The 26,218-nt window shown below is 61.3% G+C and carries 33 protein-coding genes; 20 read left to right on the top strand and 13 right to left on the bottom strand.

What is annotated here, in order from left to right; all coding sequences use genetic code 11:
• Window positions 1–40 precede the first annotated feature (40 nt).
• The 6 genes from FPV16_RS21255 to FPV16_RS21230 all read left to right on the top strand — a co-directional run bounded on the left by FPV16_RS21255 (window position 41) and on the right by FPV16_RS21230 (window position 3,600).
• Window positions 41–676: a hypothetical protein gene (locus tag FPV16_RS21255; RefSeq protein ID WP_227440371.1), complete on the top strand. Its 636-nt coding sequence runs from the start codon at window positions 41–43 to the stop codon at window positions 674–676.
• 2 nt (window positions 677–678) lie between these two features.
• Window positions 679–951, top strand: coding sequence for a hypothetical protein (locus FPV16_RS21250; protein ID WP_227440368.1), 273 nt, complete (start codon window positions 679–681; stop codon window positions 949–951).
• Between the two features lie 14 nt (window positions 952–965).
• Complete coding sequence (locus tag FPV16_RS21245) at window positions 966–1,145, top strand: hypothetical protein (protein WP_227440367.1); 180 nt, start codon at window positions 966–968, stop codon at window positions 1,143–1,145.
• A gap of 143 nt (window positions 1,146–1,288) precedes the next feature.
• On the top strand, window positions 1,289–1,933 hold the full coding sequence (locus tag FPV16_RS21240; RefSeq protein WP_227440365.1) for an AAA family ATPase: 645 nt from the start codon (window positions 1,289–1,291) through the stop codon (window positions 1,931–1,933).
• On the top strand, window positions 1,930–2,235 hold the full coding sequence (locus FPV16_RS21235; protein ID WP_227440363.1) for a hypothetical protein: 306 nt from the start codon (window positions 1,930–1,932) through the stop codon (window positions 2,233–2,235). The genes FPV16_RS21240 and FPV16_RS21235 overlap by 4 nt, the downstream gene beginning before the upstream one ends.
• A 252-nt stretch (window positions 2,236–2,487) precedes the next feature.
• A complete protein-coding gene (locus tag FPV16_RS21230; protein WP_227440361.1) occupies window positions 2,488–3,600 on the top strand; it encodes a site-specific integrase in 1,113 nt (370 codons plus the stop codon).
• A 60-nt stretch (window positions 3,601–3,660) separates the two neighbouring features.
• Here the strand turns inward: FPV16_RS21230 and FPV16_RS21225 are convergent, their stop codons facing one another.
• Window positions 3,661–5,349 (bottom strand): flagellin, encoded by a 1,689-nt coding sequence (locus tag FPV16_RS21225; RefSeq protein WP_227440359.1) that lies wholly within the window; start codon window positions 5,347–5,349, stop codon window positions 3,661–3,663.
• Window positions 5,350–5,569: 220 nt separating this feature from the next.
• Here FPV16_RS21225 and FPV16_RS21220 point away from each other — a divergent pair, with 220 nt between their 5' ends.
• Together FPV16_RS21220 and FPV16_RS21215 are read left to right on the top strand one after the other, a co-directional pair.
• Window positions 5,570–5,962, top strand: coding sequence for a flagellar biosynthesis repressor FlbT (locus FPV16_RS21220; protein ID WP_227440357.1), 393 nt, complete (start codon window positions 5,570–5,572; stop codon window positions 5,960–5,962).
• A 645-nt stretch (window positions 5,963–6,607) separates the two neighbouring features.
• Window positions 6,608–6,991: a hypothetical protein gene (locus FPV16_RS21215; RefSeq protein WP_227440356.1), complete on the top strand. Its 384-nt coding sequence runs from the start codon at window positions 6,608–6,610 to the stop codon at window positions 6,989–6,991.
• Between the two features lie 173 nt (window positions 6,992–7,164).
• Here the strand turns inward: FPV16_RS21215 and FPV16_RS21210 are convergent, their stop codons facing one another.
• The gene (locus tag FPV16_RS21210; protein WP_227440354.1) at window positions 7,165–9,411 is read right to left on the bottom strand and encodes a calcium-binding protein; all 2,247 of its coding nucleotides are present in this window, start codon (window positions 9,409–9,411) and stop codon (window positions 7,165–7,167) included.
• 1,009 nt (window positions 9,412–10,420) lie between these two features.
• Entirely contained in the window at window positions 10,421–10,654 is a 234-nt protein-coding gene (locus FPV16_RS21205) for a hypothetical protein (RefSeq protein WP_227440352.1), read from the bottom strand.
• Window positions 10,655–11,025: 371 nt separating this feature from the next.
• Here FPV16_RS21205 and FPV16_RS21200 point away from each other — a divergent pair, with 371 nt between their 5' ends.
• Window positions 11,026–11,256, top strand: a complete 231-nt coding sequence (locus FPV16_RS21200; protein WP_027172712.1) for a hypothetical protein — start codon at window positions 11,026–11,028, stop codon at window positions 11,254–11,256.
• Between the two features lie 58 nt (window positions 11,257–11,314).
• A complete protein-coding gene (locus FPV16_RS21195; RefSeq protein ID WP_227440350.1) occupies window positions 11,315–11,818 on the top strand; it encodes an SRPBCC family protein in 504 nt (167 codons plus the stop codon).
• A gap of 276 nt (window positions 11,819–12,094) precedes the next feature.
• On the opposite strand, the gene FPV16_RS21190 is transcribed toward FPV16_RS21195, so the two are convergent.
• Together FPV16_RS21190 and FPV16_RS21185 are read right to left on the bottom strand one after the other, a co-directional pair.
• Entirely contained in the window at window positions 12,095–14,977 is a 2,883-nt protein-coding gene (locus FPV16_RS21190) for a PAS domain S-box protein (protein WP_227440347.1), read from the bottom strand.
• Window positions 14,964–15,068: a hypothetical protein gene (locus FPV16_RS21185; protein ID WP_413629331.1), complete on the bottom strand. Its 105-nt coding sequence runs from the start codon at window positions 15,066–15,068 to the stop codon at window positions 14,964–14,966. Before FPV16_RS21185 ends, FPV16_RS21190 begins: the two co-directional genes overlap by 14 nt.
• 397 nt (window positions 15,069–15,465) lie before the next feature.
• Between FPV16_RS21185 and FPV16_RS21180 the strand changes: the two genes are divergently transcribed.
• Entirely contained in the window at window positions 15,466–15,795 is a 330-nt protein-coding gene (locus tag FPV16_RS21180) for a hypothetical protein (RefSeq protein WP_227440346.1), read from the top strand.
• 62 nt (window positions 15,796–15,857) lie between these two features.
• On the opposite strand, the gene FPV16_RS21175 is transcribed toward FPV16_RS21180, so the two are convergent.
• Complete coding sequence (locus FPV16_RS21175; RefSeq protein ID WP_227440344.1) at window positions 15,858–16,118, bottom strand: hypothetical protein; 261 nt, start codon at window positions 16,116–16,118, stop codon at window positions 15,858–15,860.
• A 146-nt stretch (window positions 16,119–16,264) separates the two neighbouring features.
• Between FPV16_RS21175 and FPV16_RS21170 the strand changes: the two genes are divergently transcribed.
• The 3 genes from FPV16_RS21170 (at window position 16,265) to FPV16_RS21160 (ending at window position 17,457) form a co-directional block, all read left to right on the top strand.
• Window positions 16,265–16,459 (top strand): hypothetical protein, encoded by a 195-nt coding sequence (locus FPV16_RS21170; protein WP_227440342.1) that lies wholly within the window; start codon window positions 16,265–16,267, stop codon window positions 16,457–16,459.
• A gap of 83 nt (window positions 16,460–16,542) precedes the next feature.
• On the top strand, window positions 16,543–17,004 hold the full coding sequence (locus FPV16_RS21165; protein ID WP_319802264.1) for a response regulator: 462 nt from the start codon (window positions 16,543–16,545) through the stop codon (window positions 17,002–17,004).
• A gap of 213 nt (window positions 17,005–17,217) precedes the next feature.
• Complete coding sequence (locus FPV16_RS21160; protein WP_027172706.1) at window positions 17,218–17,457, top strand: DUF6894 family protein; 240 nt, start codon at window positions 17,218–17,220, stop codon at window positions 17,455–17,457.
• Window positions 17,458–17,490: 33 nt separating this feature from the next.
• Here FPV16_RS21160 and FPV16_RS21155 read toward each other — a convergent pair whose 3' ends face one another.
• Window positions 17,491–17,712, bottom strand: a complete 222-nt coding sequence (locus FPV16_RS21155; protein ID WP_155935107.1) for a hypothetical protein — start codon at window positions 17,710–17,712, stop codon at window positions 17,491–17,493.
• A 651-nt stretch (window positions 17,713–18,363) separates the two neighbouring features.
• Between FPV16_RS21155 and FPV16_RS26345 the strand changes: the two genes are divergently transcribed.
• Entirely contained in the window at window positions 18,364–18,618 is a 255-nt protein-coding gene (locus tag FPV16_RS26345) for a DUF5681 domain-containing protein (RefSeq protein ID WP_319802263.1), read from the top strand.
• 22 nt (window positions 18,619–18,640) lie between these two features.
• On the opposite strand, the gene FPV16_RS26340 is transcribed toward FPV16_RS26345, so the two are convergent.
• Window positions 18,641–18,778, bottom strand: coding sequence for a hypothetical protein (locus tag FPV16_RS26340; RefSeq protein ID WP_319802262.1), 138 nt, complete (start codon window positions 18,776–18,778; stop codon window positions 18,641–18,643).
• Window positions 18,779–18,780: 2 nt separating this feature from the next.
• On the opposite strand from FPV16_RS26340, the gene FPV16_RS21145 reads away from it, so the two are divergent.
• Window positions 18,781–19,044: a hypothetical protein gene (locus tag FPV16_RS21145; RefSeq protein ID WP_227440339.1), complete on the top strand. Its 264-nt coding sequence runs from the start codon at window positions 18,781–18,783 to the stop codon at window positions 19,042–19,044.
• A gap of 130 nt (window positions 19,045–19,174) precedes the next feature.
• A complete protein-coding gene (locus tag FPV16_RS21140; protein WP_227440337.1) occupies window positions 19,175–19,417 on the top strand; it encodes a hypothetical protein in 243 nt (80 codons plus the stop codon).
• A gap of 567 nt (window positions 19,418–19,984) precedes the next feature.
• Here FPV16_RS21140 and FPV16_RS21135 read toward each other — a convergent pair.
• Window positions 19,985–20,995, bottom strand: coding sequence for an inorganic phosphate transporter (locus FPV16_RS21135; RefSeq protein ID WP_227440336.1), 1,011 nt, complete (start codon window positions 20,993–20,995; stop codon window positions 19,985–19,987).
• Between the two features lie 6 nt (window positions 20,996–21,001).
• Entirely contained in the window at window positions 21,002–21,658 is a 657-nt protein-coding gene (locus tag FPV16_RS21130) for a DUF47 domain-containing protein (protein ID WP_227440406.1), read from the bottom strand.
• Window positions 21,659–21,758: 100 nt separating this feature from the next.
• Here FPV16_RS21130 and FPV16_RS21125 point away from each other — a divergent pair, with 100 nt between their 5' ends.
• The gene (locus FPV16_RS21125; RefSeq protein WP_227440334.1) at window positions 21,759–21,998 is read left to right on the top strand and encodes a hypothetical protein; all 240 of its coding nucleotides are present in this window, start codon (window positions 21,759–21,761) and stop codon (window positions 21,996–21,998) included.
• Between the two features lie 365 nt (window positions 21,999–22,363).
• Here FPV16_RS21125 and FPV16_RS21120 read toward each other — a convergent pair whose 3' ends face one another.
• On the bottom strand, window positions 22,364–23,107 hold the full coding sequence (locus tag FPV16_RS21120) for a Crp/Fnr family transcriptional regulator (RefSeq protein WP_227440332.1): 744 nt from the start codon (window positions 23,105–23,107) through the stop codon (window positions 22,364–22,366).
• 440 nt (window positions 23,108–23,547) lie between these two features.
• Between FPV16_RS21120 and FPV16_RS21115 the strand changes: the two genes are divergently transcribed.
• The gene (locus FPV16_RS21115) at window positions 23,548–24,141 is read left to right on the top strand and encodes a recombinase family protein (RefSeq protein WP_227440404.1); all 594 of its coding nucleotides are present in this window, start codon (window positions 23,548–23,550) and stop codon (window positions 24,139–24,141) included.
• Between the two features lie 5 nt (window positions 24,142–24,146).
• Window positions 24,147–24,569, top strand: coding sequence for a hypothetical protein (locus FPV16_RS21110; protein ID WP_227440330.1), 423 nt, complete (start codon window positions 24,147–24,149; stop codon window positions 24,567–24,569).
• On the opposite strand, the gene FPV16_RS26335 is transcribed toward FPV16_RS21110, so the two are convergent.
• Both FPV16_RS26335 and FPV16_RS21105 read right to left on the bottom strand, forming a co-directional pair.
• Window positions 24,566–24,799, bottom strand: coding sequence for an HGGxSTG domain-containing protein (locus FPV16_RS26335; RefSeq protein ID WP_319802266.1), 234 nt, complete (start codon window positions 24,797–24,799; stop codon window positions 24,566–24,568). The two genes, FPV16_RS21110 and FPV16_RS26335, sit on opposite strands and share 4 nt — an antisense overlap.
• 22 nt (window positions 24,800–24,821) lie before the next feature.
• Window positions 24,822–25,472, bottom strand: a complete 651-nt coding sequence (locus tag FPV16_RS21105) for a hypothetical protein (protein ID WP_227440329.1) — start codon at window positions 25,470–25,472, stop codon at window positions 24,822–24,824.
• Window positions 25,473–26,218: the final 746 nt, after the last annotated feature.

Genomic DNA, 26,218 nt, shown 5'->3' with positions numbered 1-26,218 from the left:
GGGTTGGTCGTCGCAACCCGACCCTACCCGGCAACCGCCGATGACCACCCTGAAGCTACACCACTGCTTGGGACACGACCCTGGGACGCCAGAGTATGACGCTGCCGAGGCTGCGGAAAAAGAGCCGCTGCGTCGCGACGTAGAGGCATTCAACGCACTTCTGATGGTTCGCCCCACAACGACAGCCGGTCTCCTTGCATGGGCTGGCTGCCTCCCTCGGTATGTCAGCGACTACTCAATTGACGACACGGGGAGCGACTGCCTGCGCGCTCTGCGTGGCGTTTCGGAAACGGTCTTGGCGCTCGTGTCCAGTGACGCCCCTCCTCCTGTCGAGGTCCTCCCCCTGCCCGACGTGGCGGCGATCTCGCTGCGAGAAATGCGCGGGCTCTATGACATCGCCGATCTGCTCCACGAACTCTGCCACGCGCTGAAGTGCCAGCCGCGGTGCCATGACGATGGGATGGGAGACACGCCCGCCGGCATCTTCGCCGGACAAGTCCTGGAACAGTGCGTCCGGCTGATGGAAGCCTGCGAGGTAGAGGCCGAACGGCGCAAGCCGGCTTTGTCTGGGGAGGCGGATGAGCGGCTGTGCATCCTCGCTCGGGCGGTGATCGAGAACGGCGACCCAGCTCAGACCGCGGCTTTTGCCCACGACCTTCAAGCGGCGGTGGCCTGACCATGAGCAACGTCCACACCTTCCATCCGAAGCGCGCCACCGTGGCGCAAACTCCTCTCCCCTCCCCGGCGGTGATCCGAGCCGAGATCGAGGTCGCAGCCCTGGCGGCCATGGATGCCGCCGACCGGCTGATTGCCATTCTCGACGGCCTCGACGGCGACGAGACCCTTGAGGACGGCGGCGACACTGAACCGTCCCTCGGCGCTCCCGAACAGCATCACGGCAGCCAAGTCGTTTGGCTCCGGGGCTCTGACTCCGACCGCGAAATCTCCTAGCAGGACGCCACCCGATGAAACTCCGTCTCACTCAGCGAGCCGCCCTCGCCTTCGGCTATTCCGACATGGCTCGCGGTATCGGTCGGCTCCAGCGCTGGCAGCGTGGCATCCTCTCGCGAGCCGGACACGAGGTCGGCCGGGGCAATGTCATTACCGCTGCCGTGCTGGTCGCGGTCTATATGGCAGCGCTGTAAAATTACAGCACTACAGCATTTTGACGTGACAGCATGGCAGCGCGGAAATGCTATCATCTTATCGTGCGGCAACGCTGTCCGGTGATGATGCTTTCATGCTTTTGTGCTTTACCGCTGTGACGGGACAGCACGATAGGATGCCCATGCGAACCCTTACCCTCGTCACGCAGAAGGGCGGAGCCGGCAAAACCACGCTTGCCGCTTCGCTGGCGGTCGCCGCAGCAGAGGCCGGGGAGCGCGTCATCGCGCTCGACCTAGATCCGCAGGGCTCGCTCGGAACCTGGGGAGATATGCGCACCGCCGACGCCCCCGCCGTCGACCGCATCGGACCCGATCAGCTCGGAAGCCTTGCGGCGATCCTGAAGGCTCTAGACGGCGAAGGCTACACCCTCGCCATACTCGACACGGCCGGCGTGTCCTCGACCGGCGGCAACCTTGCCATGCAGGTGGCCGACCTCGCCCTGATACCGGCACGCCCGTCGCGTTTGGACCTGCATGCCACCATGCCGACCATTGAGACGCTGATGCGCCTGGAGATGCGAGACCGCTTCGCCTTCGTTCTTAACCAGTGTCCGGCCGGGCGCAGCTCGCGCGCGACCGAAGCCGCCAATGGCCTCGGCATGTTTGGGGTGCTGGCGGAGCCGGCCTTGACCCAGCGGGCGGACCATCAAGACGCCCTGGCCGCAGGACAGGGGGTGACGGAATACGCCAGCGAAGGAAAAGCCGCCGACGAGGTGCGCGCCCTATGGGCTTGGGCGGATCGCAAGATGAAGGGCAACAAGGCATGAGCAAGCGACCTTCGATCGTCGGCGGCCTCACTCTCTCAGGCGCGGGGATCGCGCCATCCAGCCAGCCTGCGCCCGCCGAGCCCGCGCCTGCTCCGAAGTCACCGTCCCGGCGGGCTCGACCCGAGGTGGTCCATACCTCCGTCTACCTGCCGCGCGAGGTGCATCGCCGTCTGCGAGAGATCGCGTTCACCCGTGACGTGAAGGTGCATGACGTCATCATGGAAGGCATCGACGCTGCCCTGCAGAAGCACGGCCATCCTTCCGTCGAGGCCATCAAGGCCGGCCGGAAGGTCAGTGAGTAATACAGCCTGCCATGGTGCTGTCATGCTGCAGCATTGTAGCAGCGAACCATCGGGGAACTGGCCAGCGAACAGGTGAAGCGATACCTTGTTGCCGGACCTCGAGCCGTTTCGGACGTTCGGCCCAAGGACGGCTGCATAAGCCGGGCACGAGGCATCGAGGGAGGGCGGTGGCATTCGTGCTGCCGCCCGTTTTTGTCCGCGCCCAATATCCTTCGGCTGTCGATAAGGACAAGCCACGGCCTCAAGGAAGCGATGGCGCTACAGCATTACAGCGCGAAACTGTTGCCATGCCATACCGCTGAGCATAACTTCCGATACCGGTCATTCTCGGAAGTTTTGAGACAGGCGGGTCAAAAGGCCGGTGAGACAATGAAGCCAGGGCTATATCCGTTGCCCACCGTCGTGGTCGAGGCCGAAGAGGTTTCCGCCGGATCTGGCGAGAACCTACCGGTCGTCGTCTCCACGATCGTCCAGGCGTACCAGCGGGCCTCGAAGGCTGACGCTACCGTGCGGGCCTACCGCGGGGACGCCGCAGCGTTCGGCGCGTGGTGTTTGCGGTTCGGCTTCCAATCCATGCCCGCATCGGCGCACGCCATCGCCGAGTTCCTGGTCCATGAGGCTGAGGCGGGGAGGGCGGTATCGACCATCGGCCGGCGCCTCGCCGCGATCCGGTACGCCCACAAACTCGCCGGGCTCGCGGACCCGACCGACGACGAGGGCATCCACGCGACAGTGAAAGGGATCCGGCGTCGGGTCGGGGTACGGCCGACGCAGAAGTCTCCGGCCACGGCCGAGGTCATTACCGCGATGATGCAGCACGTCCCGCCCGGGCTGGCCGGCAAGCGGGACAAGGCGCTGCTCGCGCTAGGGTTCGCCGGCGCGTTCCGTCGCTCCGAGCTGGCCTCGCTCGATGTCGCTGATCTCCGCGAGGATGCCAAGGGTCTGCGGGTCATGGTCCGGCGGTCGAAGACGGACCAAGAGGGCAGGGGCATCGAGAAGGCGATCCCGCACGGGCGATTCATTCGCCCGGTCGCCCTGGTGCGGGACTGGCTCGACGCGGCCGGGATCACAGAAGGGCCGGTGTTCAGGCCGGTGTCGCGGTCGGGGAGGGTGCGGGGGGCCCAACGCCTGACGGATCGAAGCATCGGGGATCTCGTGAAGCACTACGCCGCGCTGGCTGGGTTCGACCCTGCGCTATTCGGCGGCCACTCGCTCCGTGCCGGTTTCATCACAACGGCAGCCGACCGCGGCGCCGACATGACCCGCATCATGGATGTGTCAGGCCATCGCGATCCGAGGACGGTCGTCGGGTACATCCGCCGGGCGAACGCCTTCAAAGGGCATGCGGGCTCGGGCTTCCTGTAGGCTCAAACGAAAACGGCCGGGGTTTCCCCCGGCCGCTCATCGTCGTGGAGGCTGATCCGCTTAGCGGAGGAGCTGCAGGATGCCCTGCTGCGCCGTGTTGGCGAGCGAGAGGGCCGAGATGCCGATGGACTGGCGGGTCGACAGGGCCTGGGAGTTGGCGGCTTCCTCGTTGAGGTCCGCGTTCGTCAGGTTGGCTGCACCGGTATCGAGGATGTTGATCAGGTTCTTCGAGAAGTCCTGACGGTTCTGCACAACCGAAAGGTTGGAGCCGAAGGTCGAGGACTGGGCGCGAAGCTGGCTGGTGGCGGAGGTGATGGCCGTCAGTGCCTTGTTGATCTCGTCATCGGACTGGAACCCACCGGTAATCGAGGTGAGACCAAGGCCATCTGAGTCGAGCTTGGCACCCTCGATGTTCAAGTTGGAAGAGCCCGTCTCGTTGAAGGTGACCTTCAGCGAGTTCTCGGCCTTGTCGGTGCCCGAGCGGTACAGCAGGTTGATGCCGTTGTAGCTCGAATCCTTCGCCTGCTGAGTGATCTGCTCCAGGAGGGTATTAAACTGCTTAGCTAAAGACTGGCGGGTTGCGTTTGTGCCGCTAGCGGAACCTTCGCCAGTGCCTACCAATGCCTTCGTGCTAGCTCCCGCAACGCCGAAACCGACATCGGTATCGCCACCTTTGGATGCATCAACGGTGATTTTTTCAGAAGAGCCAGCCCCCGTCGAGGTGATGCTCAGCTTGCCATCGGTGTTGGCGACGGTCAGCTTACCTTTGAATCCCGTATCAGCGTCCAGCTGAGACTGGATTGCGGTAGCAACTTCGTCTCCGGTAACAGCAGTAATATCAGCTGCATCAGCCAAGCTAGCTGCATCCAGCTTGATTGTCTTTACAGCACCAGAGCCAAGCTGGATGTTGAAATCCGCCGTAGCAGTCGTGAAGTCGATACCGTCTCCTGCATCTGCAAGATCAGCAATCGACAGGCCTTCAATCTTTGCGGCGATTGCCCCGTTCTTGGCGTCCGCACCTTTTGCAGTCAGCGCAGTCGTGGCAACACCAAAACCAAGGTCGACTTCGTTGTTCGCCGCATTGGTGACCGTCGCCGTTGCGTCCTTGCCGGTCGCGGTCGACGTGAAAACGATCCGACCATCTGTCGTCTTCGAAGCGGAGACCGCGGCCGGGTTCGAGGTATCGTTGGCAAGCTGGTTGTTGATGGCCTTGACCACGTCGTCCGCGGTGGCCTTGCCAACGTTGCTCGTCACGCCGCTCAGCGTCGAAGCATCAAGAGTGATGGTGGTGGTGTTGGTGCCATCGTTCACCGTGAACACAGCATTGCGGGTGCCAGAGAAATCCTGCGTGCCGTCGGTGGCAGCCGTGGTGGTGCCTTGGAAGGAGGTCCCTGCCGAGAGGATCGCGGCCGTTGCCGGCGTACCGCTGGTGACAGCGCTTTTGTCGGCCAGCGCCTGGTTGGCGGTGGACTTGGCAGAATCGACCAGCTTCTGGATCGAGGTAATGCCCTGGTTGGCAGCCTGGATCGTCTGGACGCCGTTGGAGATGCCGTTGAGGAGCGAGCCAAGGTCACCCGAGCGGCCGGACAGCGACTGCGAGGTGAAGAAGCTCGTCGGATCGTCGAGGGCCGAGTTGACCTTCTTGCCGGTCGACAGACGGTTCTGGGTCTGGGTCAGCAGATCGGCGGTGCCCTGCAGCGAGAGCAGGTTCTGACGGGTCGCAGCGGTAAGAGTGATGCCGGAAGACATTGATTTTGATCCTTTGGATCTAAGAACCCTCTAATTTCGAAGGCACGTCACCAGGGCCCTCAACTTCCTAACCTGGTATTAAAGTGATGCACCGATTACCGTGGCGAGGCGGCCTTTCAATCGCATGGTTAATTTATCGTTAACCTGCAATAGGTACCTTGGAGAGACACGAACACTGGGTCTGACGCACTAATTTAATTAGCTCAAAAGGAGTTGACCGATGGCATTAAAGCTTACGATTAGACCCGGAGAAACTGTTTTCGTGAACGGCGCCGAAATCTGCAATGCAGGCTCAGCCACAAGCTTAGTTATCAAAAATCATTGTCGCATTCTTCGTGAAAGCGAAATGATAAACGAGGCAAACGTTCACTCACCATGCTCCCGCCTTGCTTTCGTGTTGCAACAGGTCGTACTTAAAGAAAACCCATTCGATGAGCTTAACGAGCTTTCAAAATTGGCTGTCCAAATCCTGGAGAAGATGCCCTCAGTCGCTTCTCAGATCCTAGAAATTCAAAATTTGCTGAGCGAGAAGAAGGCTCATATGGCCTTCAAGAAGGGTAAAGGGCTGATGGCCCTGGAGGCTGCAGAGTTCGGAACGGCTAGAGCTAGCTGACGACGACGCAGCTCAGGAGCTGTCCCTCTTCGCTACCACCACATAACTTCGCTCAGCGACCCGATGGGTGGCCCAGGCAACCGAGCCTGCAGTGCGTTGCCGAGAGGATCAAAAGCGGCCCATCCAGCGTTCACACCCGATCCCCAACTCTCAGTAGGAGGGTCGCCATGGGTCTGACCGCGTTCGCCATCTTTGTCGTTCCGTGGATGTTGCTCGCAATCTGGCTATTCCGCTTCCCGAGCGCCATCCGACTGGGTGCTCCCTCCCCACCATGGCGCCCGCTCACGCCCGGCCGTGATTGGCTACTGGAACAGCAGCGACGCGAGACCATACGGGAACAACAGCTGCGAGAGAGCCACCGCCGGAGCACGGCGGCACCCGCAGGATCAGGCTTGGCAGGCAGAGATAAGCACGAGCCGCACTCTATGCCCGACGGTGGCGCATTGGGCACAAGCGTTGAGGACACCGAGCCGAAAGAGTAAGGTGCGGGAGCGGCCTCTCTATCAGTTTGATCGTGCGCCGTCGCGGTAACAATCCGCGCTATCGCACTTGCATAGGGACCGCCAGGCGTGGCCCTTTGCAGCCATGCCCATCCGGCGCGAGCATCGCTTCTTCTACCCCATCGACTAGCCTCAGCTCTCGGCGGTGATCCGCTTCCGTAGGGCAGGGGGGCGCTGTGAGGTCTGCCGGCGTCCGCACGGCCGGACGGTCTATCATCTTGGCGATGGCCGCTGGTGGGACGCGGAGGCGGGAACCTGGCGGGACGGGGCAGGGCGGATCGTCTGCCTAGCTATAGGAACTGACGACGTGCTCGGGACGGTCCGTACGACGCGGGTTGTCCTGGCGGCCGCTCACCGTGACCACGACACCGCGAACAACGCCGGCTCGAACCTCGCGGCCTTCTGCCAGCGCTGCCACATGATCCACGATCGGCCGGAGCATCAACGGAGACGCTGGCGGACCCTGTTCCGCCGGAAGGCCATGGGTGACCTTTTTCGCGGGCCGTATGGAACTAGCACGTCGGGATAGCGATCTAGATACGTTTTACCGACAATAGAAAACCAGCCATATTTTTCCGACATGAACCGAGCTGCTTTGAATGTCCAATGAGGCACACTCCGTAGCTGTCAGAAAAACGATCGTTTTACAGACATAAAAAAGGGGCTGCCGTTAGGCAGCCCCTCTCAGGATGCGATTGAGTGTCAGACGACAAACGACCCGTTATCTAAGGTCTGCTGGCCCTGAAGCAGGACAGCGAAGTCCGCCGCTCCATCTCCATTCGTGTCGCCCTGTACGAGGGTGTTGCCGCCCCCGAACTTCGTCCGCAGTTCGCCGGCCTGTCCGGAGAAGGCGTCTGTTCCAATGAACTGGAAGCCCTGGTCCCCGGCCTGTCCGAAGTCCGCGTCGATCCCACTGAGGTCGATACGATCACCCTCAGCGAAGTCGAAGTCCTGGATGATGTCGCGCCCGGCAACTTCGATATCGCTGTCAGTGATGGCCTTAAAGACAAAGGTATCGGCCCCGTCGCGGCCGTAGAGGAGATCGCGGCCGTCATCGCCGTAGATCGTGTTGTCGCCGGCATTGCCGTAGATCTGATTGCGACCGGCATTTCCGTCGGCGGTCAGATCATCGGTGCCGGAGAGCACGAGCTTTTCGGTGTTCGTTTCCATCGTATGGCTGACGGTCGAACGAAGCGTGTCGAAGCCTTCGCCCGCCTCTTCAGCAACGACGTCACCAGCATCGTCGATGACATAGGTATCGCTACCGGCTCCGCCGCGCATGACATCCGCGCCGGTTCCACCAACGAGAACATCATCTCCATCGCCCGCGTTGAGGCGGTCGGCACCGGCCCCACCGTCGAGACGGTTGTCACCGCTATTGCCGATGAGGCTGTTGTCGCCTTCGTTGCCGATGGCGTTGGTGCCATCGGATCCGAGAAGGACGACGTTCTCGACGTTGGCGCCAAGAGTGTAATCCACCGCCGATCGGACGGTGTCGTTGCCTTCGTTCACGCCTTCGATGACCTGATCACCCGCTGCACCCACAAAGTACATGTCATCGCCGGCACCGCCGGTCATGACGTCGTCGCCGGCGCCGCCAATGAGGAGATCGTTTCCACCGCCACCGGTGAGGAGATCATTTCCTTCTCTGCCAGCAAGGCGGTTGTCGGCGATATTGCCGGTGATGCTGTTGTCCAGCGCGTTGCCGGTTCCATCGATGGCGCCGGTACCCGTGAGGGTAAGGTTTTCGACGGTGTCGGACAGGGTGTAGGAGATGGAGGACAGAACGGTGTCGGTGCCTTCGTCTGCGCCTTCGACTACCGTATCGCCGAGCGAATCGACGATGTAGCTGTCGTTGCCGAGGCCGCCGATCATGGTGTCGTTACCGGCACCGCCGACGAGGAAGTCGTTGCCGGTTCCGGCGGTGATGGTGTCGTTGCCCTGACCTGCGTTGTAGTAGAAATCCTGGCCGGCACGGAAAGGCGGGAAGAACGTCAGCGCGTCGTCCCCATTGGTTCCGAGCACGACACCCTCGAACGTATTGCCACGCTGAGTGCCGGAGACGAGATCACGGACGTCGAAGGTGATGCCCTGCGTTCCGGCAACGAAGGTGATGCCCTCGTCGTCGTAGCGGGAGATGGGACCGGTCAGGTTTCCGTCAGCATCCTCTGCCTGTACGCGGACCGCGAGCCCGCCATCCTGGTTGGTCAGGCTGCCGGCATCGTTGGTGTTGCCGTTGCCCACCTCGGCCGAGGTGAAGGTCAGGCGCACGTTGCCGGCTCCGCCGTCGACGCGATCGAACCGGACGGTGTCGTTGCCGTCGCCGAGATTCACCTGGTCGCTGCCGTCGGTGGAGACGTTGACGCCGAACGTGTCGTCGCCGTCGCCGCCGAAGACGGTGTCGATCCCAGAGCCGCCGCCGATCGTGTCGTTGCCGCCGCCCGTCGAAATGACGTTGTCGCCGCCGCCGCCAGAGACGACATCATCCGCCGACCCGGTGGTGAGCGTGTCGTTGCCGTTTCCACCCGTCAGCTGCGCCCGGACATTGCCAGTATCGACGACATTGTCTCCAGTGTCGGACAGGTTGAAGTTGACCGACTCAAAACCATAAATGACGGTACCGTCGGACGCCCTGCCTGTACCGTTCTCGTCGAGCTTCAACGTAATTGGGGTTGCCGAGCCGACAACCGGTCCATTGAAATTGAAATTGACCGACAGGAAATCATTACCCTGGCCGCCGACCAGACGATCGAGCTTTCCGCCCGTGACGTTGTCGTCTCCGAACCCGGCGTTGACGACATCGCGCACAGGATTGATTGATCCTGCGAATATGTTTGCGGGGCGATCGACCGAGTCGATCGTATCGTTCCCTCCGCGGCCATTGATGGTGTCTTCTTCTTCGGTGCCGTTCAGGAAATTGTCGCCGTTATCGCCATTGATCGTAGCCATTGCGTCGTCTCCCTTACTCGCAGCCTGAGATGCACGTGCGGCTCACAGGTTCGCGGCGACGTTTATACGCATGGTTAGCGAGAAAGGTTTCATTTTGTTTTAATAATATTGGATAAATGTTGATAGTAACTTGAGTTATTGTGACATTATTGACTGTTGCAAATTAGACTGCCGCTAAATTACTACATAAATTTCGCAGAGAGTTAGGGATTAAATCAAAAGCTCCTTTTTACTAAATGCGTATAGACCATTCCCAGACACCATCTTGGGATCACGATCGGCCAGAGCATCAGCGCAGGCGCTGGCGGACCCTGTTCCGCAGGAAGGCCATGGGGGACCTGTTCCGCGGGCCGTATGCGTGAGTGCCGGTGGGGTGAGCTGGATACGTCTAAGGGTGACGCGTCAGAGGCGCCCGTCACGCTATGGCCCTGGAAAGAAACAGGATCCCGCTGAAGAGGAAACGACCTTACCCTGTGCGCTTAGCCATCCAGCTACCGCTGCATTCGATTAGGCCACCGCTTGTGCGCCACGTCCCGCTGCCGTTGCCCCGAAGGGTGAGCTTGCCCGAAATCGGCACCCTGTTCGAGCCCTGCGTGATCGTAGCTTGCACAGCTCCGGCAGCCGATACACCGCCGTCGACGTCAATATCCTCTCCTGGGACCGAGGCATCGCTGTTTTTGATCTGAACCCGATAGGTCTTAGTCGCTGAACAGGGCCCTTCGGCTGTCGAAGCCACAATGCTCCATGAACCGTCATACTGGTCTGGAACTCGGACCTTCTTCGTGGCGGCATTCACCGGAGAGAGAGTGCCTACCATAAGGCAAGCTACTAAGATCGAGGTGCAAACGTGGGCCATACAAAGCTCCAAGGCTTCGATCATCAGGACGGCCGCACGCAGAAGGTCTCAGGCCGTTTCGTTACACAGTGAGGGGGTGAGCGGACGAACCCCTCTCACCCCGCATCGCTTCTAGACGAGAGTGGGAAGCCCTATTTCGAGCTTCCCGTAGGATCACATACCGCGGTTCATCATCCGGCTTTTCATCATGCGGCGCTTCATCATCTGCTTCCGCATCATGCGCTTCTTCATCATCATCCGCTCATTCCGCGTCATGCGGACCTGGGTGACGCCAGTTTCAGACTGAAGTCCGTTGGCAGCCAGAGGAGCAGCTGATGCCGAGCCTGCACCGAGCGCGAGCCCACTAAGAATGGTCATGGCGGCAAGCGCGAGGGTGGTCTTTCTCATTTTCCGTCTCCTAGAAGAACCGTATTAGGGATCTTCATAAAAGTAGAAAATCATTCCGTAAGTTCCTGAAATAAATAGATAATTCCGCTTGTGAACGTAGCGCGCATAACTACGAGAGCGTCGAGGCAATGCCGTCGCGCCTTTACCCTGAGAATGGGCACATGCCGCTCTTTACGGAGAAGGCTTTCGGGAAGTTTCAAAAACTGCTGGGAGGAGGTCGCGCTAGGTCCCCATTCGCTAACCGCCGCTGAATTCAGGCCGCATAGCTGGCCTCAGGAAGGTTCCGCTGACAGGCATTCCATTATTTTTGGAACAGGGACGTAGCTTGACCATTATGGAAGCAATATTTCGCTCCGTCTCGGGCCACCGTCATGAAGATTTCCCTGGTTCTCTCTCTCACCGTTGCCACCGTGTTCGCTTCGCTCGTCCCCGCTTCCGCCGAGGATCGACAAGTTACGGTTTACTCGGGCACCAGCTCCATCACGATCCCCGCCTCAACCCTTGCAGCCACGCAGTCGTCGCAGCAGGTGGCTACCTCCGAGACAACTCCCGCCCGTAAAATCCGGGTCGTGCTGGCTTCTCCCTACCGTTCCATGAACTAGGCACCGCAGCTTACACGCCGGACGGCTGAGGTTTGTCGCTTCGGGGGGTAGACACGAAATGAAGCGAGCAGTTGTCAGGCTGATCGGGTTCCTGGCAGCCCTGACCGCACAGACTGGTCCTGGCTTCGCGTTGGAGGTCTCCCGCAGCGTTGAGATTCAAACTTCACCTGCAGCTGTCTGGGCGCTCGTGGGTGACTTTTGCGCCATTGAGAAATGGCATCCGATGGTCGAGAGCTGCACCCTATCGAACGACGACAGAGCCAAAGGCAGGGCGGTCGCGACCCGGAGTCTCGTCGCAGCCGGCAACCTGGGGACTATCATCGAGGTCGAGACGAGCCGGGACGAAAAGGCGATGAGCTACAGCTACGCCTACGTCAGAGGGCCGCTACCCGTGAAGGCCTACAACGCGACGATCGCCGTGCATCCCAATGGGAGTGGGGCGACCGTGGCCTGGACCGCTACCTTCGATGCAGCCGGGATGACCGATGCGGAGGCGAAGGCCGACATCGAGGGCGTCTACGAACAGGGTTTAGCCGGCATCGCGAAGGAGGCGAGCCGGTAGCCTGTCATCCTTCGACACGCTCTGAGCTAGAACTCTCAAAGCGCCGAAGCGGCAATCTCCTCGATCGTGCGACCCGAGGCTACCGAGCGCGGTTCCTGCTCTAAGATATCTGGGTCATTCGGTCCGCAAGCTGCTGCGTCATCCGCCTTGATGAGCAGCCACGAAACCTGCCGATCGCGCGGACGGGGTTTCATCCGGCGCAGCCGTCAACGACCAGTCAGCTTGCTTCCCTACAGGGCGAACGAAAGAGAGCCGACGCTCAGCGCTTGGTTCGGATCACCGCCCTGGGATTCGCTTGCGGCGCTTACGGCCGGCGGCTTTGCTCAGCAACCGCGAGAGCTGCTCGACGGAGTAGGGCTTCTGCAGAAGCTCGAACCCATGATCGCTTTCCTGGGCGAGCACATGGCTGTAGCCGCTGGTCAGCACGACGCGCAGACCGGGATAGAGCCGCTTGATCTCGCGGCCGAGGTCGACGCCATTCATGCCCGGCATCACGACGTCCGAGAACACGACATCGTAGGCGGTAGGCTTGGCTGCTAGGGCCAACAGGGCTTCAGCGGCATTCGCTACCCAGTGTGTGCCGTAACCAAGTTCCTCCAGCGTCTGGGTCGAGAAGATGCCAACCTCGCGATTGTCCTCAACGACAAGGACACACGTGCCCCGCCCATCGACCGTGGGCTCGCTTGAGGCAGCGTCTTCCAAACTGCTTCCTTCGATCGTGGCGCGTGGCAGGTAGAGGCTGAATGTCGTGCCCTTCCCGACCTCACTCTCGACCAAGACCTCGCCCCCAGACTGTTTGGCAAAGCCGAACACCTGGCTGAGGCCGAGGCCCGTACCCTGCCCGACGCCCTTGGTCGTGAAGAAGGGCTCGAAGATCCGGTCGAGCTGATCGCCAGGGATGCCGGCGCCGGTGTCCGACAGGCTAATCCTGACGAAGTCACCGACCTGCTCGGGATGCGAGCGCAGAACCGGGATGGTTGACGCCCGGTCCACGGCAATCGTGAGCCGGCCCTCACCATCCATGGCGTCGCGGGCGTTGACGGCCATGTTGACCAGAGCGGTGTCGAACTGGCTCGGGTCCGCGCTGATACGGCAAGGTTCGTCGTCGATGCGGATCACGACCTCAATGCGGGCACCGGTGAGGGTGGCGACCATATCGCCGATGGCCTGCACGCTCTGGTTCGCATCGAACACCTCCGGACGCAGGGCCTGTCGCCGGGCAAAGGCCAGCAGCTGACCCGTGAGCTTGGCGGCGCGATCGACGGTATCTGAGATCGCCCCGATGTAGCGCTCGCGCCGCTCCTCGGTGAGGTCGGGGCGCTTGAGCAGGTCGGTTGAGGACTTGATGACGGTCAGGAGGTTGTTGAAGTCGTGAGCCACGCCGCCGGTGAGCTGGCCCACGGCCTCCAGCTTCTGCGACTGACGCAGAGCTTCCTCGGTTTGGAGTAGGCTGGCGGCACGCTCCTTCTCCTCCGTGACATCGCGCGAGACGCAGTACAGCAGGCCCTCGACGGGCACGGCCGTCCACGACAGGAAGCGGTAGCTGCCATCGCGAGCCCTGTAGCGGTTCTCGAAGGCCAAAGTCAGTCCGCCGGCGGCGAGCCGAGCAACCTCCGCTCGCGTCTTTTCTCTATCCTCCGGGTGTTCGAGCCACTCCGAGGTCTTCCCCAGGATCTCGTCGTAGTCCCACCCGAGGATCCGCGGCCAGGCCGGGTTGATGCTGATCCAAACGCCGTTCGTATCGGCGACGCCGAGCATGTCCTGGCTTACCTGCCAGATCCGGTCCCGCTCCTGGGTGCGCTCAGCTACTAATTCCCCGAGCGTCTCGTTCAGCTTTCGGAGGCGACGCTCGTCCTGACGCCGCTTCGTAACATCGGACACGGTCAGCACGGCGCCGACAATCTCTTCCCCTCGGAGGATGGGAGCGTTTGAGCAGACCATTTCGAGGAGCGTGCCGTCACGGCGAAAGAACGTTACCTCCCGCTCGCGAAGAACCTTCCCTTCTCGAATTGCCTCGACGAAGTTGCACTCGGAGGCCGGAAACGGACGCCCATCGGGGTGATGATGGTGAGCGGCCTCGTGGAGGTCCTGCCCGATCAGCATGCCCGCATCCCAACCAAGCATGATGTGCGCCGTGCGGTTGGCAAAGGTCACCACGCCATCGAGGTCGAGCTGAAACACAGCCTCGCTGACGTGGTCCGCGACGGTCTGGAGTAGATCCGTCTGCTGTTGCAACACGTCGGTCGCGCGCCGCTGGTCGGTGCGGTCCCTCAGGATCTTGAGGTAGCCGATATGAGTCTCGTTGTCGGCATGGAGCGGCATCATCTCGCCGAGGGAGAAGAACCGTGACCCATCCTTGCGCTGGTGCCAGCGCTCGTCATTGCCGCGACCACTCTCGCGGGCCGCTGCCATCTCACGTTCGGGAGTGCCGGCTAGTACATCCTCCTCGGTGAAGAAAACGTGGGCGAGCTGGCCGCACATCTCTTTTTCGGACCAGCCGAGGATCGTCTGGGCACCGATGTTCCAGCTCGTGACGAGGCCGTCGAGATCCATCGTGATGATGGCGTAGTCGATGGCGCTGTCGAGGATTTGCCGGTGGCGGGCATCGCTCTCCCGCGACTTGCGCCACGCTTCATCCCGCGCAGCCGCGGAGCGACGCAGCTTCATCTGCGACATGACCTGTCGGGCCAAGGCTTCCAGGCTCTCGGTCTGAGCCAGCGTCAGCCCCTCCGGTCGAGGCTCCACGTCGATGACACAGAGGGTCCCGAGCGCGACGCCCTCGTCTGTCTCGAGCCGGGCGCCGGCGTAGAAGCGGATGCGAGGCCCGCCCGTCACTAAGGTGTTGTCCCGGGTGCGCGGATCGGCTGTCAGGTCGGGAATAATGAGGAGACCGGGCTGAAGCAGGGCGTTCGCGCACACCGATTGCGACAGGGGTGTTTCGCAAGCGTCGAAGCCGACGCGAGCCTTGAACCACTGCCGGTCGCCGGCGACGAGACTGACCAGGGCGACTGGCGTCTGGCAGATCCGCGACGCGAGCAGGACGATGTCGTCGAAGCCCTGCTCGGCCTCGGTATCGAGGATGGCGTAATCGTCGAGGATGGCAAGGCGGGTAGCCTCGTCCACCGAGTGCTCCAAGCGCACGGTTTCACGGCCGGTCATGGGTTTGTCCTGAGGCGACCTTCGCCCCGCGCTTGCGTCGGGCCTTGGCTTCGTCGCGCTTGATCAGGAGACGGAGCGTTGCGCGGACCATCTCACTGGCTGAGGCGTACTCGCCCTGGGCCACCTGATGGTCAACGTACTCAGCGAGAGGTCCGGTCAGGGCGATGTGTACGGGGATGCCTGGCAGCCATGGGAGGGCCTATCATGACGCGGATAGGGTGTCGCCTTTCGAATTTGCCAGCTGGTTTGTGGTGTCGCAATCCAGTGATGGGGGCGGGATCTGTTGTGAGGCGATAGAGACCGCTCTGAGCTGCGTCTACGCCGGTCCCCGCGCGCTCACCGTCTGCCGTCTCCTCGCCCAGGCCGAGACCGACGCCGACGCCCTGGAGTTGGCCAGCCGCGCCCTCAATCGCTTAGCCGCTACCGATCGGCGGAACGTGCTCGCGTCCTATCTCCGTCTTTCATCCCTCGTGTAGGAACGCTGCATCATGATGCGCCCACGGACTACCGGACATCTCTCCGACTCATCGGCGCAGACAGAGCCGCCGGCGCCGTCATCGTCTGATATCGGAACCTCCATCGGCCAGGCACTCCTGGCCCTGGTCGTGGTTGTCGAGGGTAAGCCCTCGGCGGGGCCTGCCGTGAAGGCCTACCAGACGGCGATCCGCCGAAAGGGCGAGGAAGCTGCGGCTGCAGGCGGTAGCGAAGCCATGCAGGAAGCGCTTCGCGTCATGATCGACGCCGATCCTGACCGTGCACAGCAGCGTGATCGCATCGTCAGAAAAGCATGGGCCGACCTCCCAGGCTGGCCGGCGTGATCCCACAAACAAATACGGCGAGGCTTTCGCCCCGCCGCTGGTCATCTCAAGGGTGTGAAGGCTTAGCGACCGCCACCCGAGGTCTGGCCGTACTGCTGGACCGGGAAGTTCGGCTGGTTGGCGTTGCCTTCCTGAGCCGAGTCGTGGCCCCGGCCATATCCGATCGAGCCGGTGGTGAGCTCGTCATCGGTCGCAGCGGAGGACATCACATCATAGGCCGGGACCTGTCCCCGTGCGAGATAGTCCTTGGCAAGCGCGGGCGAAGCAATGGCGCTGACGCTCAGGACGACAGCAGCAACAGCAGAAGTAATATGAGCGTTCATGGCACAATCCACTTGGGTTTGCGCGGTCTCCGTCGAATGGCGGTTGGCCGTGACTTGTTCAGTGACCTTGATCTAGGCCCACCTCGCCCAGCCCGCCGTGCGGTTCAGCACCTACTCACACGCCAACCAGCTTTTGGATTTCGAGCATGACCCCAGCCGAACAAGCCGCCTACGCCCGAGGCGTGGGAGAGGCCCGTCAGATGGCGATGATCGCTGCCATCTCTATCGAGGCCCGCGACGATCACCGCGAGGTCCGCCAGCAGGCCGCATCCGCTGCCCTTCATGGGCTGGCCGAGGGATTGGAGCAGCTAGTCCCGCAGAAGCCCGCCACCGGAGCGTGACGCGGCGAGCGCCCCGCTCCCCTTGGTCGCACTCGTGCAGCGGATTGGATGCTTTAGCTTCTGGTGATTGACGAGGCGGCTGGTTGAAAATCGCTGATCTGAACTTTTGGTCCTGCGCCGGCTTGATGGGCATGGTGAACCCATCGGATGCCCCATATGCCCTGGTCGCAGATGACGATTTCCTCATCCGAATGGACGCAGAAACGATCTTAGAGGACGCCGGCTTCCACGCTTTGTCCGCCGAGAACGGCGTCGAGGCGATCAAGCTGCTCGATCAATACGCGGGATCTATCATCCTCCTGTTTACCGATGTCGAGATGCCTGGTGGGCCGGACGGCTTTGAACTGGCGCAAACGACCGCACGGCGGTGGCCTGACATCTCAATAGTGGTCGCGTCAGGCGGGGTGAAGCCTGGGGTGGGCGATCTTCCGGAGGGCGCTGTCTTCCTCGACAAGCCGTTCAGCGCTCAGATGGTGCATGACCATCTCGACATGATCCTTCCAGACGGTCGAAAGCCGGAGCCGCTGAAGGCCCGCAGAAAATAGGAACGACCTATCCAGCCGTTGACTAGGCGACCACTAGGCTCGCACATACGGTATTTCGGATTCAACTCTAGATTTGATGCGACTCTGAGTATCTACGTTAGTTAGTGATTTTGATAGTGTGGCGCTTTAGGGTCTCGCTATCGCGGCCCTGCCCTGGCCCTCCGCGCTTGAGAGACAGACATGTGCTCCCGCCTTCGACGCGTGGAGAGCCCTGTGCCTCGCTACTATTTCGACATCAACGACGGTCGTAACGAGCGCGACGAAGTGGGCGTCCTCTGCGTCAGCCTGCAGGCCGCCGTGTTCGAGGCCAAGAAGTTGCTCCCCGCAGTCGCCGCCGACGAAGTGCCCAAGGATGGCGAACGCCAGGCGATCACGGTCCTGGTGACGGACGAGGATGGAAAAGCCGTTTATCTGGCGGCGCTCGCCTACACGGGGACATGGCTGATCCGGTAGCGCTCGCTCGGGGGAACGACCGGGATACGAGGACTAATCGGAATTCGGTGATTGCGGAGCGCGGCGTTGTAATTTAGCATCAGCGTAGCGAAACAGTTCTCTGCGCTGCTCATCTCGTTGAATGAGTTCCTGCCCCACCTGCCACAGGAGAGCGCGCGTCATGGCAAGCATTGCGGGCGTGCCAGCGTCGGCCACCGCTTCGTGAGCCTTGAGGCAAGCCTCGGCCATTGCATTGAAACGCTCGTCGTCTTCCATTCCTGCCCGGCCCCCTGTCCAAAACCAGATGGATACTCGCAGAATAACTTAGGTAATCAATGCGGATGAAACGCAGGTGTTCATTTCTGGTTGCAGTTTGACGGGTCTCCACAGGAAGCGATAATCCGGTCGCGCGCAATGGAGTTATCTATGTGTAAGCGGGATGCCGCTGAGTACGAGTCGGACGAATCGGAATTGCTATTGAGCCGGATCGCTGCGGCGCTCGATTGCCCGGTCGAAGCGTTCTCAGATCCGTCATCGCTTGATCGAAACCAGACTGTCGAGCTTCTGCGGCTTTGGGCCATGCTTAAGGACGAACAGGACCGATCGAAGGTGTTGAGCTTCCTCCGCGGCGTCGCTCCCAGAACCAGTCTTCCAGGCGGCCCCTGATCTTTTGACAGGTTCGAGAAGGGCCTGATCGTGCTTCCAGTTCGACCGCTGCGCCCGCAACCGATCCAGCACGCCCCGACATTCCCGGCGGAACGCCACCTGCTCATTGGTGAAGCGCCAGTGCCGATAGGCCCCGGCAAGCGCATCATTTCACCGGGTCGAATGACGCTGACCCCCTGATTGGCATCGCATCCCGCTTCCCTGTTTGAACGTTGTTCAATACGGTGAGTTTCTCGTATCGATGGGCGTTCAAGACGAAGCATGACCACGAGGAAACCCGGCTTTCAACCTGGCACGAGCGGCAACCCTGCCGGCCGCCCGAAAGGCAGCCGTAGCAAGTCTACGCTCGCCCTGGAGGCCATCTTGGAGGGCGACGCCGAGAGCATCGTCCGCAAAGCCATCGAACTTGCCACCGATGGCGACACGCAGGCCCTCAGGATGTGCCTGGACCGCCTCATGCCGGCCAGGAAGGATCGCCCGGTAATTCGACCTCCCCGTGATCGAGACCGCTGCTGACCTCCCCAGGGCCACGCACGCCCTACTGCAGGCCGTTGCCGCCGGCGAGCTCACCCCGTCCGAGGCCGCCGACATCTCGAAATCCGTCGACGCTCACGTCCGTGCCATCGAGGCGACGGATCTGCATGAGCGCCTTGCCCGCCTTGAGGAGATGACCCATCCATGACCTCGAAAGTGATCGATCTCCGCCTCCGCAAGCTGGAAAAGGCGAGGAAAGCCAACCGCTTTGACAACATGTCGGAGGAGCGGCTGAACGAGGAGATCAACCTTTACCTCGGCGAGGTCTGCGCCCCCTACGGTACCGTGAACGCCACGGCCGAGGCCCTGAAGGCATCACCCGATCGTCTGGACCAAGAGGTCGCCGGGCACCTCGAATGGTACATCGGCTATGTGGGCGAGGAGCGGGCTGCCGGGCGGATGGGGTGAGGGCGATAAGGTGGTCGCGAACGCGGAAGGACTGCTTTAGCACGTCGCTTCAAAATGCTGATGTTACCGTTCCGCTCGTTGGGCGCGTTGTCCGATCGGTGCGTTCCTTCACGCAGCCCTGGGAATGGATATGACAAAGCTCTTCATCGCGAACATCCGTACAGCCGAAGGATTCCGCCCCTTGGTGACGGTCCGGGCAGCTGCAGAGGGCGATGCGCGGGTATTCCTTGCCGCAGCCTACCCCAACGACGAGGTGGTCGATGTGGTCGAGCCAAGCGACTGGATCAGCGATGTCGATACGGGGAGTGCGGCTGGCGACATCCGAGAGCATTCTGGGGTCGAATGGCAGGCTCCTTCGAGCTTGGCTGAATAGCTGGGGGTCGAACCTCTCGCTCGGTCCCTACGTACGACGTTTGTTGTGGGTGGCACCGGACCTTAACCACTGACACGAGCGCATCCGACACGAGGTTTCAGCTACATCGGCAGCAGTTGGCGGCTCAGTCTGATCGAACGACGGAACGGTGACGCCCCTATTCAACACCTGAGTAAGTTGCATACCACATGGCCGGACGGAGACTAGAAATAAGTCCTAGAAAAATACTCAATTACAATCGTAATCCTGATCAAGCGAGTTTTCCGCGTCCAACGTCAGTGTATAGGTATCGATTCTTGCAGGAGCCTTAGCTTCTGATATCGGGGGCGATGTAAACATTATAATAACGAATGCAGCCGCAGCGATTGAAGACGCCGTCCCAAACGCGGTAATTACACGCATGTTAATCTCCACTGAAAATCAGCGTTGCGATTATTTAATACAGTGATTCGCTATGGAACGTATGCTTGATTCGAGTGAAAAACAACGGCCTGCTTCGAAAGCAGTGGCGCTTAAGGTTTGCCGCTATTCGCATAAGCGCGTCTATGAAACTGGAGTGAAGGTGCTTCAGCGAAGCAGCGCAGTCAGCGCGTAACAGGCCGCAGCGATCAGGGCAGCAGCCGGCAGCGTCAGCACCCACGCAACGACGATGTTGCTAGCGACCCCCCAGCGCACCGCAGATGTTCGACGCGCGGCGCCGACGCCGATGATCGCACCCGTGATGGTGTGCGTGGTCGAGACCGGCACCCCGAGCCAGGTCGCCATGAACAGGGTGATGGCGCCCCCAGTCTCGGCGCAGAAGCCCTGCATCGGGTTGAGGCGGGTGATCTTCGAACCCATCGTATGGACGATGCGCCAGCCGCCGAAGAGGGTCCCGAGCGCCATCGCCGATTGGCAGGCCAGGACCACCCAGAGCGGAACGTGGAAGCTGCTCCCCAGATGCCCCTGCGAGTAGAGCAGCACCGCGATGATCCCCATGGTCTTCTGGGCGTCATTGCCGCCATGACCGAGGGAATAGAGCGAGGCCGATACGAACTGCAGAGCGCGGAAGCGCCGATCGACCGCGAAGGGTGTCGCGCGCACGCAGGACCAGGACACGACCAGCACGAGGATGAGAGCCAGCAGGAAGCCGATCAGGGGCGAGAGCACGATAGCTGCAGCGGTCTTCGTCAAGCCGCTCCAAACTACCGCGCTGAACCCTGCCTTGGCCACGCCTGCCCCGATGAGGCCGCCGACCAGGGCGTGCGAGCTGCTCGACGGGATGCCGAAGACCCAGGTAACGATGTTCCAGGCGATGGCACCCATCAGCGCGCTGAAGATCACGCGCGGGTCGATGATACCGGCATCGACGATGCCGGTGCCCAGTGTCTGGGCCACGTGCAGGCCAAAGAACAGAAATGCGATGAAGTTGAAGAACGCCGCCCATAGCACGGCGTATTGCGGACGCAAGACCCGGGTGGAAACGATGGTGGCGATTGAGTTGGCCGCGTCGTGTAGGCCGTTGAGAAAGTCAAAAAACAGCGCGACGGCGATCAGGCCGGCGAGGGCTGGCAGGGCAAGTGCGGTGGCCTCGGTCATCGTACCCTACACGTTCTCGATCACGATGCCGCTGATCTCGTTGGCGACGTCCTCGAACCGGTCGACCACATCCTCCAGGTGCCCGTAGATCTCGGCGCCGATGATGTAGGCCATGGTGTCGCCGTCGCCGCCATCCTTGCGATGGGCGCGGTAGAGGGCCTTGAGGCCACGTTCCTGCAACTCGTCCGAGCGGCCCTCGACCCGGGTGATCTGCTCGGTGATTGTGTTGATACGTCCCGCATGGGTTCCAATGGCGGAGAGAAGCGGGATCGCCTCCGCAGTGAGCCGCGCCGCCTCAATGACGGTACCGCCCATCTCCTGCATCAATGGGTTGAAGCTCCGGATCTCGTAAAGCGCGATGGTTTTCACCGTCTTGTTCATCTGGTCGATGGCGTCGTCCATCGACTGGATCAGGTCCTTGATGTCACCCCTGTCGAAGGGCGTGATAAAGCTACGGCGCACGGCTAGCAGCACCTCGGCGGTGATTGCATCCGCCTCGTGTTCGCGATCGACAATGATCTGGCAGTGGCGCAGGACATCCTCACCACCCCGCAACACGCCTTGGAGCGCCTCGGCCCCGGCAACCAAGGTTTGTGAGTGGCGGGCAAACAGGTCGAAGAAGCGGTCCTCCCGCGGCATGAGTGCTCGAAACCAACCCAGCATCCAGCGAGCCCTTCCTTTGTCCCCATAGAACCGCAGAGCGACACCCACCGCTGCCGACACAGCGTTGTTGACCCCCGCCTCTCGTGAGAAGCCGCTCAAGATGCTGAGCCACAAGCACAAACGTCAGACCGCCTTTATTGTTGCCGTGACGGTAACGACTGAAACCGGCGTTGAAGCTGACGCCGTGACATACGCTGCAATGAAGCCGAGCGCAGAGGAGGCTTTGGCGAGCATCCAGGCGGTGGTCGATGTTCACGCTCACATCGCGATTGTTGGCAAACTATCCGCCCAAGTGGCCAAGGCCATCAATCTCAAGCGCGATGAGATCCGGGTGATCTGAATACCCTGGGGCTACACAGGAGCAACAATCGCGTCGGCAAGATTGATAAGCAGGAGGATGACAGTGCAGGGGCCGGAGGTGGGTTAGACTGGCACTTTGATTTAGATCGGCCAAATAATCTCATTTTGGCGCAGCTTTGCGACGGGCCATACGCCAGCAACACGTTGAATTCTCCACTTCCCAAAGCGTCCAGAAAACGATGGTATTTCCGACACCTACGGCTGATTGCGGCAGAGTCCGAGAAGGGCGGCTACCGGACCTTGGCCTTTCGCTCTGAAGCGGACGTTTGCCGCCAGCTCCTCACCGGTGGAATGGACGACGGCCTTGGCAGGCTAATGATCTCCGTATCGGCGGAATGTGCGGGCTCAGCCGGCTGATCGTTTCCGCAGGTGTAGATAGGCCGCGTCAAACTCGGCAGCGCGGACAAGCTCATCCCAGGCCAGAATGACCAGCGTGTTGCTACGGAGGGTAATGATCCCATTGCCCCGCATCTCTTGCAGCGTGCGGTTGATGTGCACGTTTGACAGGCCAGTGGCGTCCCCGAGTTCAGCCTGCGTCAGTGGCAGGGCACAGCGGTGTTCACTAGCCAACCCCACGGCCTCCTGCCTGAGGTACAACTCGCAGAAAAGGTGGGCGAGGTGCTCGTAGGCTGAACGCCGCCCCATGCACGCCATCCATTCACGGAAGATCCCTGCATCCACCAATGTGTCGCGCCAGAGCACGGCGGCGAGGCGTGGGAAGCGGTCGATGAGATCCCGCAGTGCCTCGTGGGGGATGAAGGCCACGGTAGCATCCGTCTTCGTGGCGAGGCTGTGATCCATCAGCGGGATGTGCAGGCTCTGCAGATCCGGGATGTCACCAGCAATGTGGAAGGAGAAGATCTGGCGCTTGCCCTCGCCCATGATCTTGTAGCGGCAAGCCCAGCCATCGAGGATGAGGCAGCACTGCGTGGCCGTCTCGCCATCGCGGATAATGTCATGATCCGCTCTGAGAGCTTGAGCCCTGACGGGCAAGCTCTCGACAGCTTGGCGCTCCTCCTCCGTGAGGGGGGAAATGCTCTCCAGCTTGGTGATCATCGGCTGGAGCAAATGGAGGGACTTCGAGGCCATGTCGCTTCGCCTTTCATTGCCGGCGGAAGCACGCAGCTCTCCCAGGCATCAGCACCTGTGCCGGAACGGCTGACGATTTTTACAACATAAAGCAGTAACTACCCGTGGGCGCTATCATAGATTAATTTTGCTCACGGGGTGGACATGGAACTGCGATAAGAGGCGAATGGCTACTCAGCCTACTCTTCGTCCGAACGCGGACTAGCAACAATCCACTCCCGATCCGCTCTAAAAACATGCTTCACCAAGAGCCTGCAAGCAGACCTTCCAAGGGTCTGTAAAGGGTCGATAGCAACCTGGGTGATATGTCGGGTATCCGATCGTTTTCCCGACGCTTCCGAGCTGGGCTCCGTCTACCGGTCCAAACGGCCCAGTTTCTGTCGGAAAACTATGACTGGTTTTCTATTGCCAGATAAACGCTCTTGAACTACTATCCCGACATGCTCGTCGGATATGCCCGTGTCTCTACCATTGACCAAAACCTGGACCTGCAGCGCGACGCGCTGACAAAGGCTGGTTGTGAACGGCTGTTCGAGGAGAAGAAGTCCGGGAAAGCCGGCACGAAGCGTCCCGAGTTCGATGCCGCCCTCGCCTACCTGCGCCCCACCGATGTGCTGGTGGTGTGGAAGCTTGATCGGCTCGGCCGCTCGCTCGTGGAGATGATGCGCACGATCGACAGCCTCCGTACAAAAGAGATCCACTTCCGTAGCCTCACCGAGCAGTTCGATAGCGACACGGCTCACGGTCGCTTCGCCCTGCAAATGCATGGGGCCATGGCCGAGTACTTTCTCGACCTGAACCGTGAGCGCACGATGGAAGGGCTGAAGGCGGCTCTGGCCCGCGGCCGGAAGGGTGGCCGACCGAAGAAGCTCACCGATGCCGATCTCGAAGTCGGGCGTGCCCTGCTGCAGTCTGGCACGATCTCGATTGCGGCGATCGCCCGGCGCCTCGGGGTCAGCCGGGATACCTTTTACAGCTACTTCCCCCAAGCCCGGGCACGGAGCCAGGCTGCCGCCGCAGCTAGGGAGACATGATCGCGATGCCAATTCGGCGTGAGTACCGCTTCTATTACCCGATCGACTGGCCGCAGCTCTCCGCTGTGATCCGCTTCCGACGGGCAGGAGGCGCCTGCGAGGGATGCGGACGGCCGCACGGGCAGACGATCTACCATCTGGGCGACGGACGCTGGTGGGATGCCTCGACCGGCTGTTGGCGTGACGGGAGAGGGTACACTCTCCAAAGCTTGCCGAGCTTCGAGGACCTTGGACGCCTGCGCTCGACCAGGGTAGTGCTCGCAACCGCGCATCGCGACCACGACACCGGCAACAACACGGACAAGAACCTCGCCGCGTTCTGCCAGCGCTGCCACATGAACCATGACCGGCCAGAGCATCAGCGTCGCCGATGGCGAACCCTTTTCCGGCGCAAGGCTTCCGGCGACCTGTTCCGAGGTTCGTACTAGCCGACACCGTCGGCAGCCTGCCGCATCAGACGAAGCCACTCGCTGAGTTCGCGACGAGTTTCTAATGCTTCGGCTGTGTAGCGCCCGTGTCGATACATACCATTGCGCGAGCCCTTCGGTGCACCGGGAGAGGCGCCACCGTGCATGCGGCAGCGGCCGTTCGGCATCGCGGGGGAACAGCAGGGACTTCCGCGGCGTGTCTTCGCCCCGCACCTCGGCGAATGGTGCATCGACCCATGCATGGGGTTGCCCTCAGATTTTATCAGGAGCCCCTCCCCCACGGGATGGAATGTTCACCGCACCGACCACTGCTTGTCCCCCGGCCTCGACCGTGACGCGCTCGACCCTGACCGTCTGTTTGCCATCGCTACGGTATCGCTTCAGCGCCTCAATCTGAGTCGTGAAGGTTCGGGCCAGTTTATTGAACGCGCGCTCAGCACCCTCTTGTTGAGGAAGGTTCTCAACGTGTGCCAAGCGCCGCGCGAATGTCATTGTCGCTAGGTGCACCGCGGCCATCTGCACGGCGAGCATGGCCTCGACCTCATCCCGCGGTTCGATCCCATTGACGACCGAAAGCACGAAATTGATCCCCGCCTCATCGGGCTCCCGCCCCTGGCTCGCAACATTGGTGATTTGGCTCAGCAAGCCATTCATGAACGGAAGGCTGGCCGTGCCGAGCGCGTTTAGAAGGTTGACCGTTCCCGTGCCGAGATCGGGATGGTCCGGGCCAGTGGAGATGCCAGCCTTCCCTTTGGCGACGCGAATGCGAGCCGGGGGCCTTTGAGCGCCGCGAGCAACGTACCGAGTAAGAGCGGCTTTTTCAGCGGGGGTTGGTTTGTACGGCTCTGTCACTGCTGGTGGTTGAGAGGAGGCGAGAGCAACCTTCCTTCGAGGTGACGGCATGAGATCATTTCCTATCCGCGCATCAACCGCCGCGTCTGTAATCTGGCGTCCCTGATGTGATGGTGGGCTGGGTGGGAGGCATAGCTTCGCCTGCGATCGACGAAGCTCTGTAACCTGACGTGCCGGAGCCTGCCGTACTGGTTACATAGATCGATGGACGAAACCCTGTCGGGGAGGCCGGGGTCAGGCGGTCGGCCTTTACTCGCCGCTTCACCTCTTGCGAGGTCTGACGCGGAGCGAACCAGTCAGCACATCGACCTGCTGACCGGTTGTCTGTGGGTTCATTCCCACTCCTGCGGCTTCACTCAGCCGCTTGTTGCCGGTGCCCTCCGGCGTATCGCGGGGACCCGGAACTGACCTGGCTAGTCACCCGGCCCACGGCTCCATAAGGGAGCGGGCTATCATCTCATTTTAGGATTATTCGGCAGGTTCACCATTTGAGCAAGCCTTAAATCCGAAGTAAGGTGAAATTTCCGGAGTATAAGGTTTTTAGCCTAGGACGAACGCTGGAATGTCTGGGCGACTGCCGTTCCCGTAGGGGAACTGACCGAATGTCGTCACCAGGGGAATGCAGCTTGTGAGGCAATGCACCAAACTGACGTTCGCTAACGGGGGAGTGTGACCTGACCGGTATTTTGGACCGAGCCGATTGAGAGGCTACTGCATGGTGGCGACCATGGGTAGCCGGAAGGCCAGATCCGGGAAGGTGACAGGCGCGGGCGGCCGGTAGCCCAAGGACGAATGCG

It is taken from the genome of Methylobacterium sp. W2, assembly GCF_020662345.1.
Lineage (GTDB): Bacteria > Pseudomonadota > Alphaproteobacteria > Rhizobiales > Beijerinckiaceae > Methylobacterium.
The sequence above is the reverse complement of the archived record's forward strand: the minus strand, read 5'-3'. Positions and strand labels throughout refer to the sequence as shown.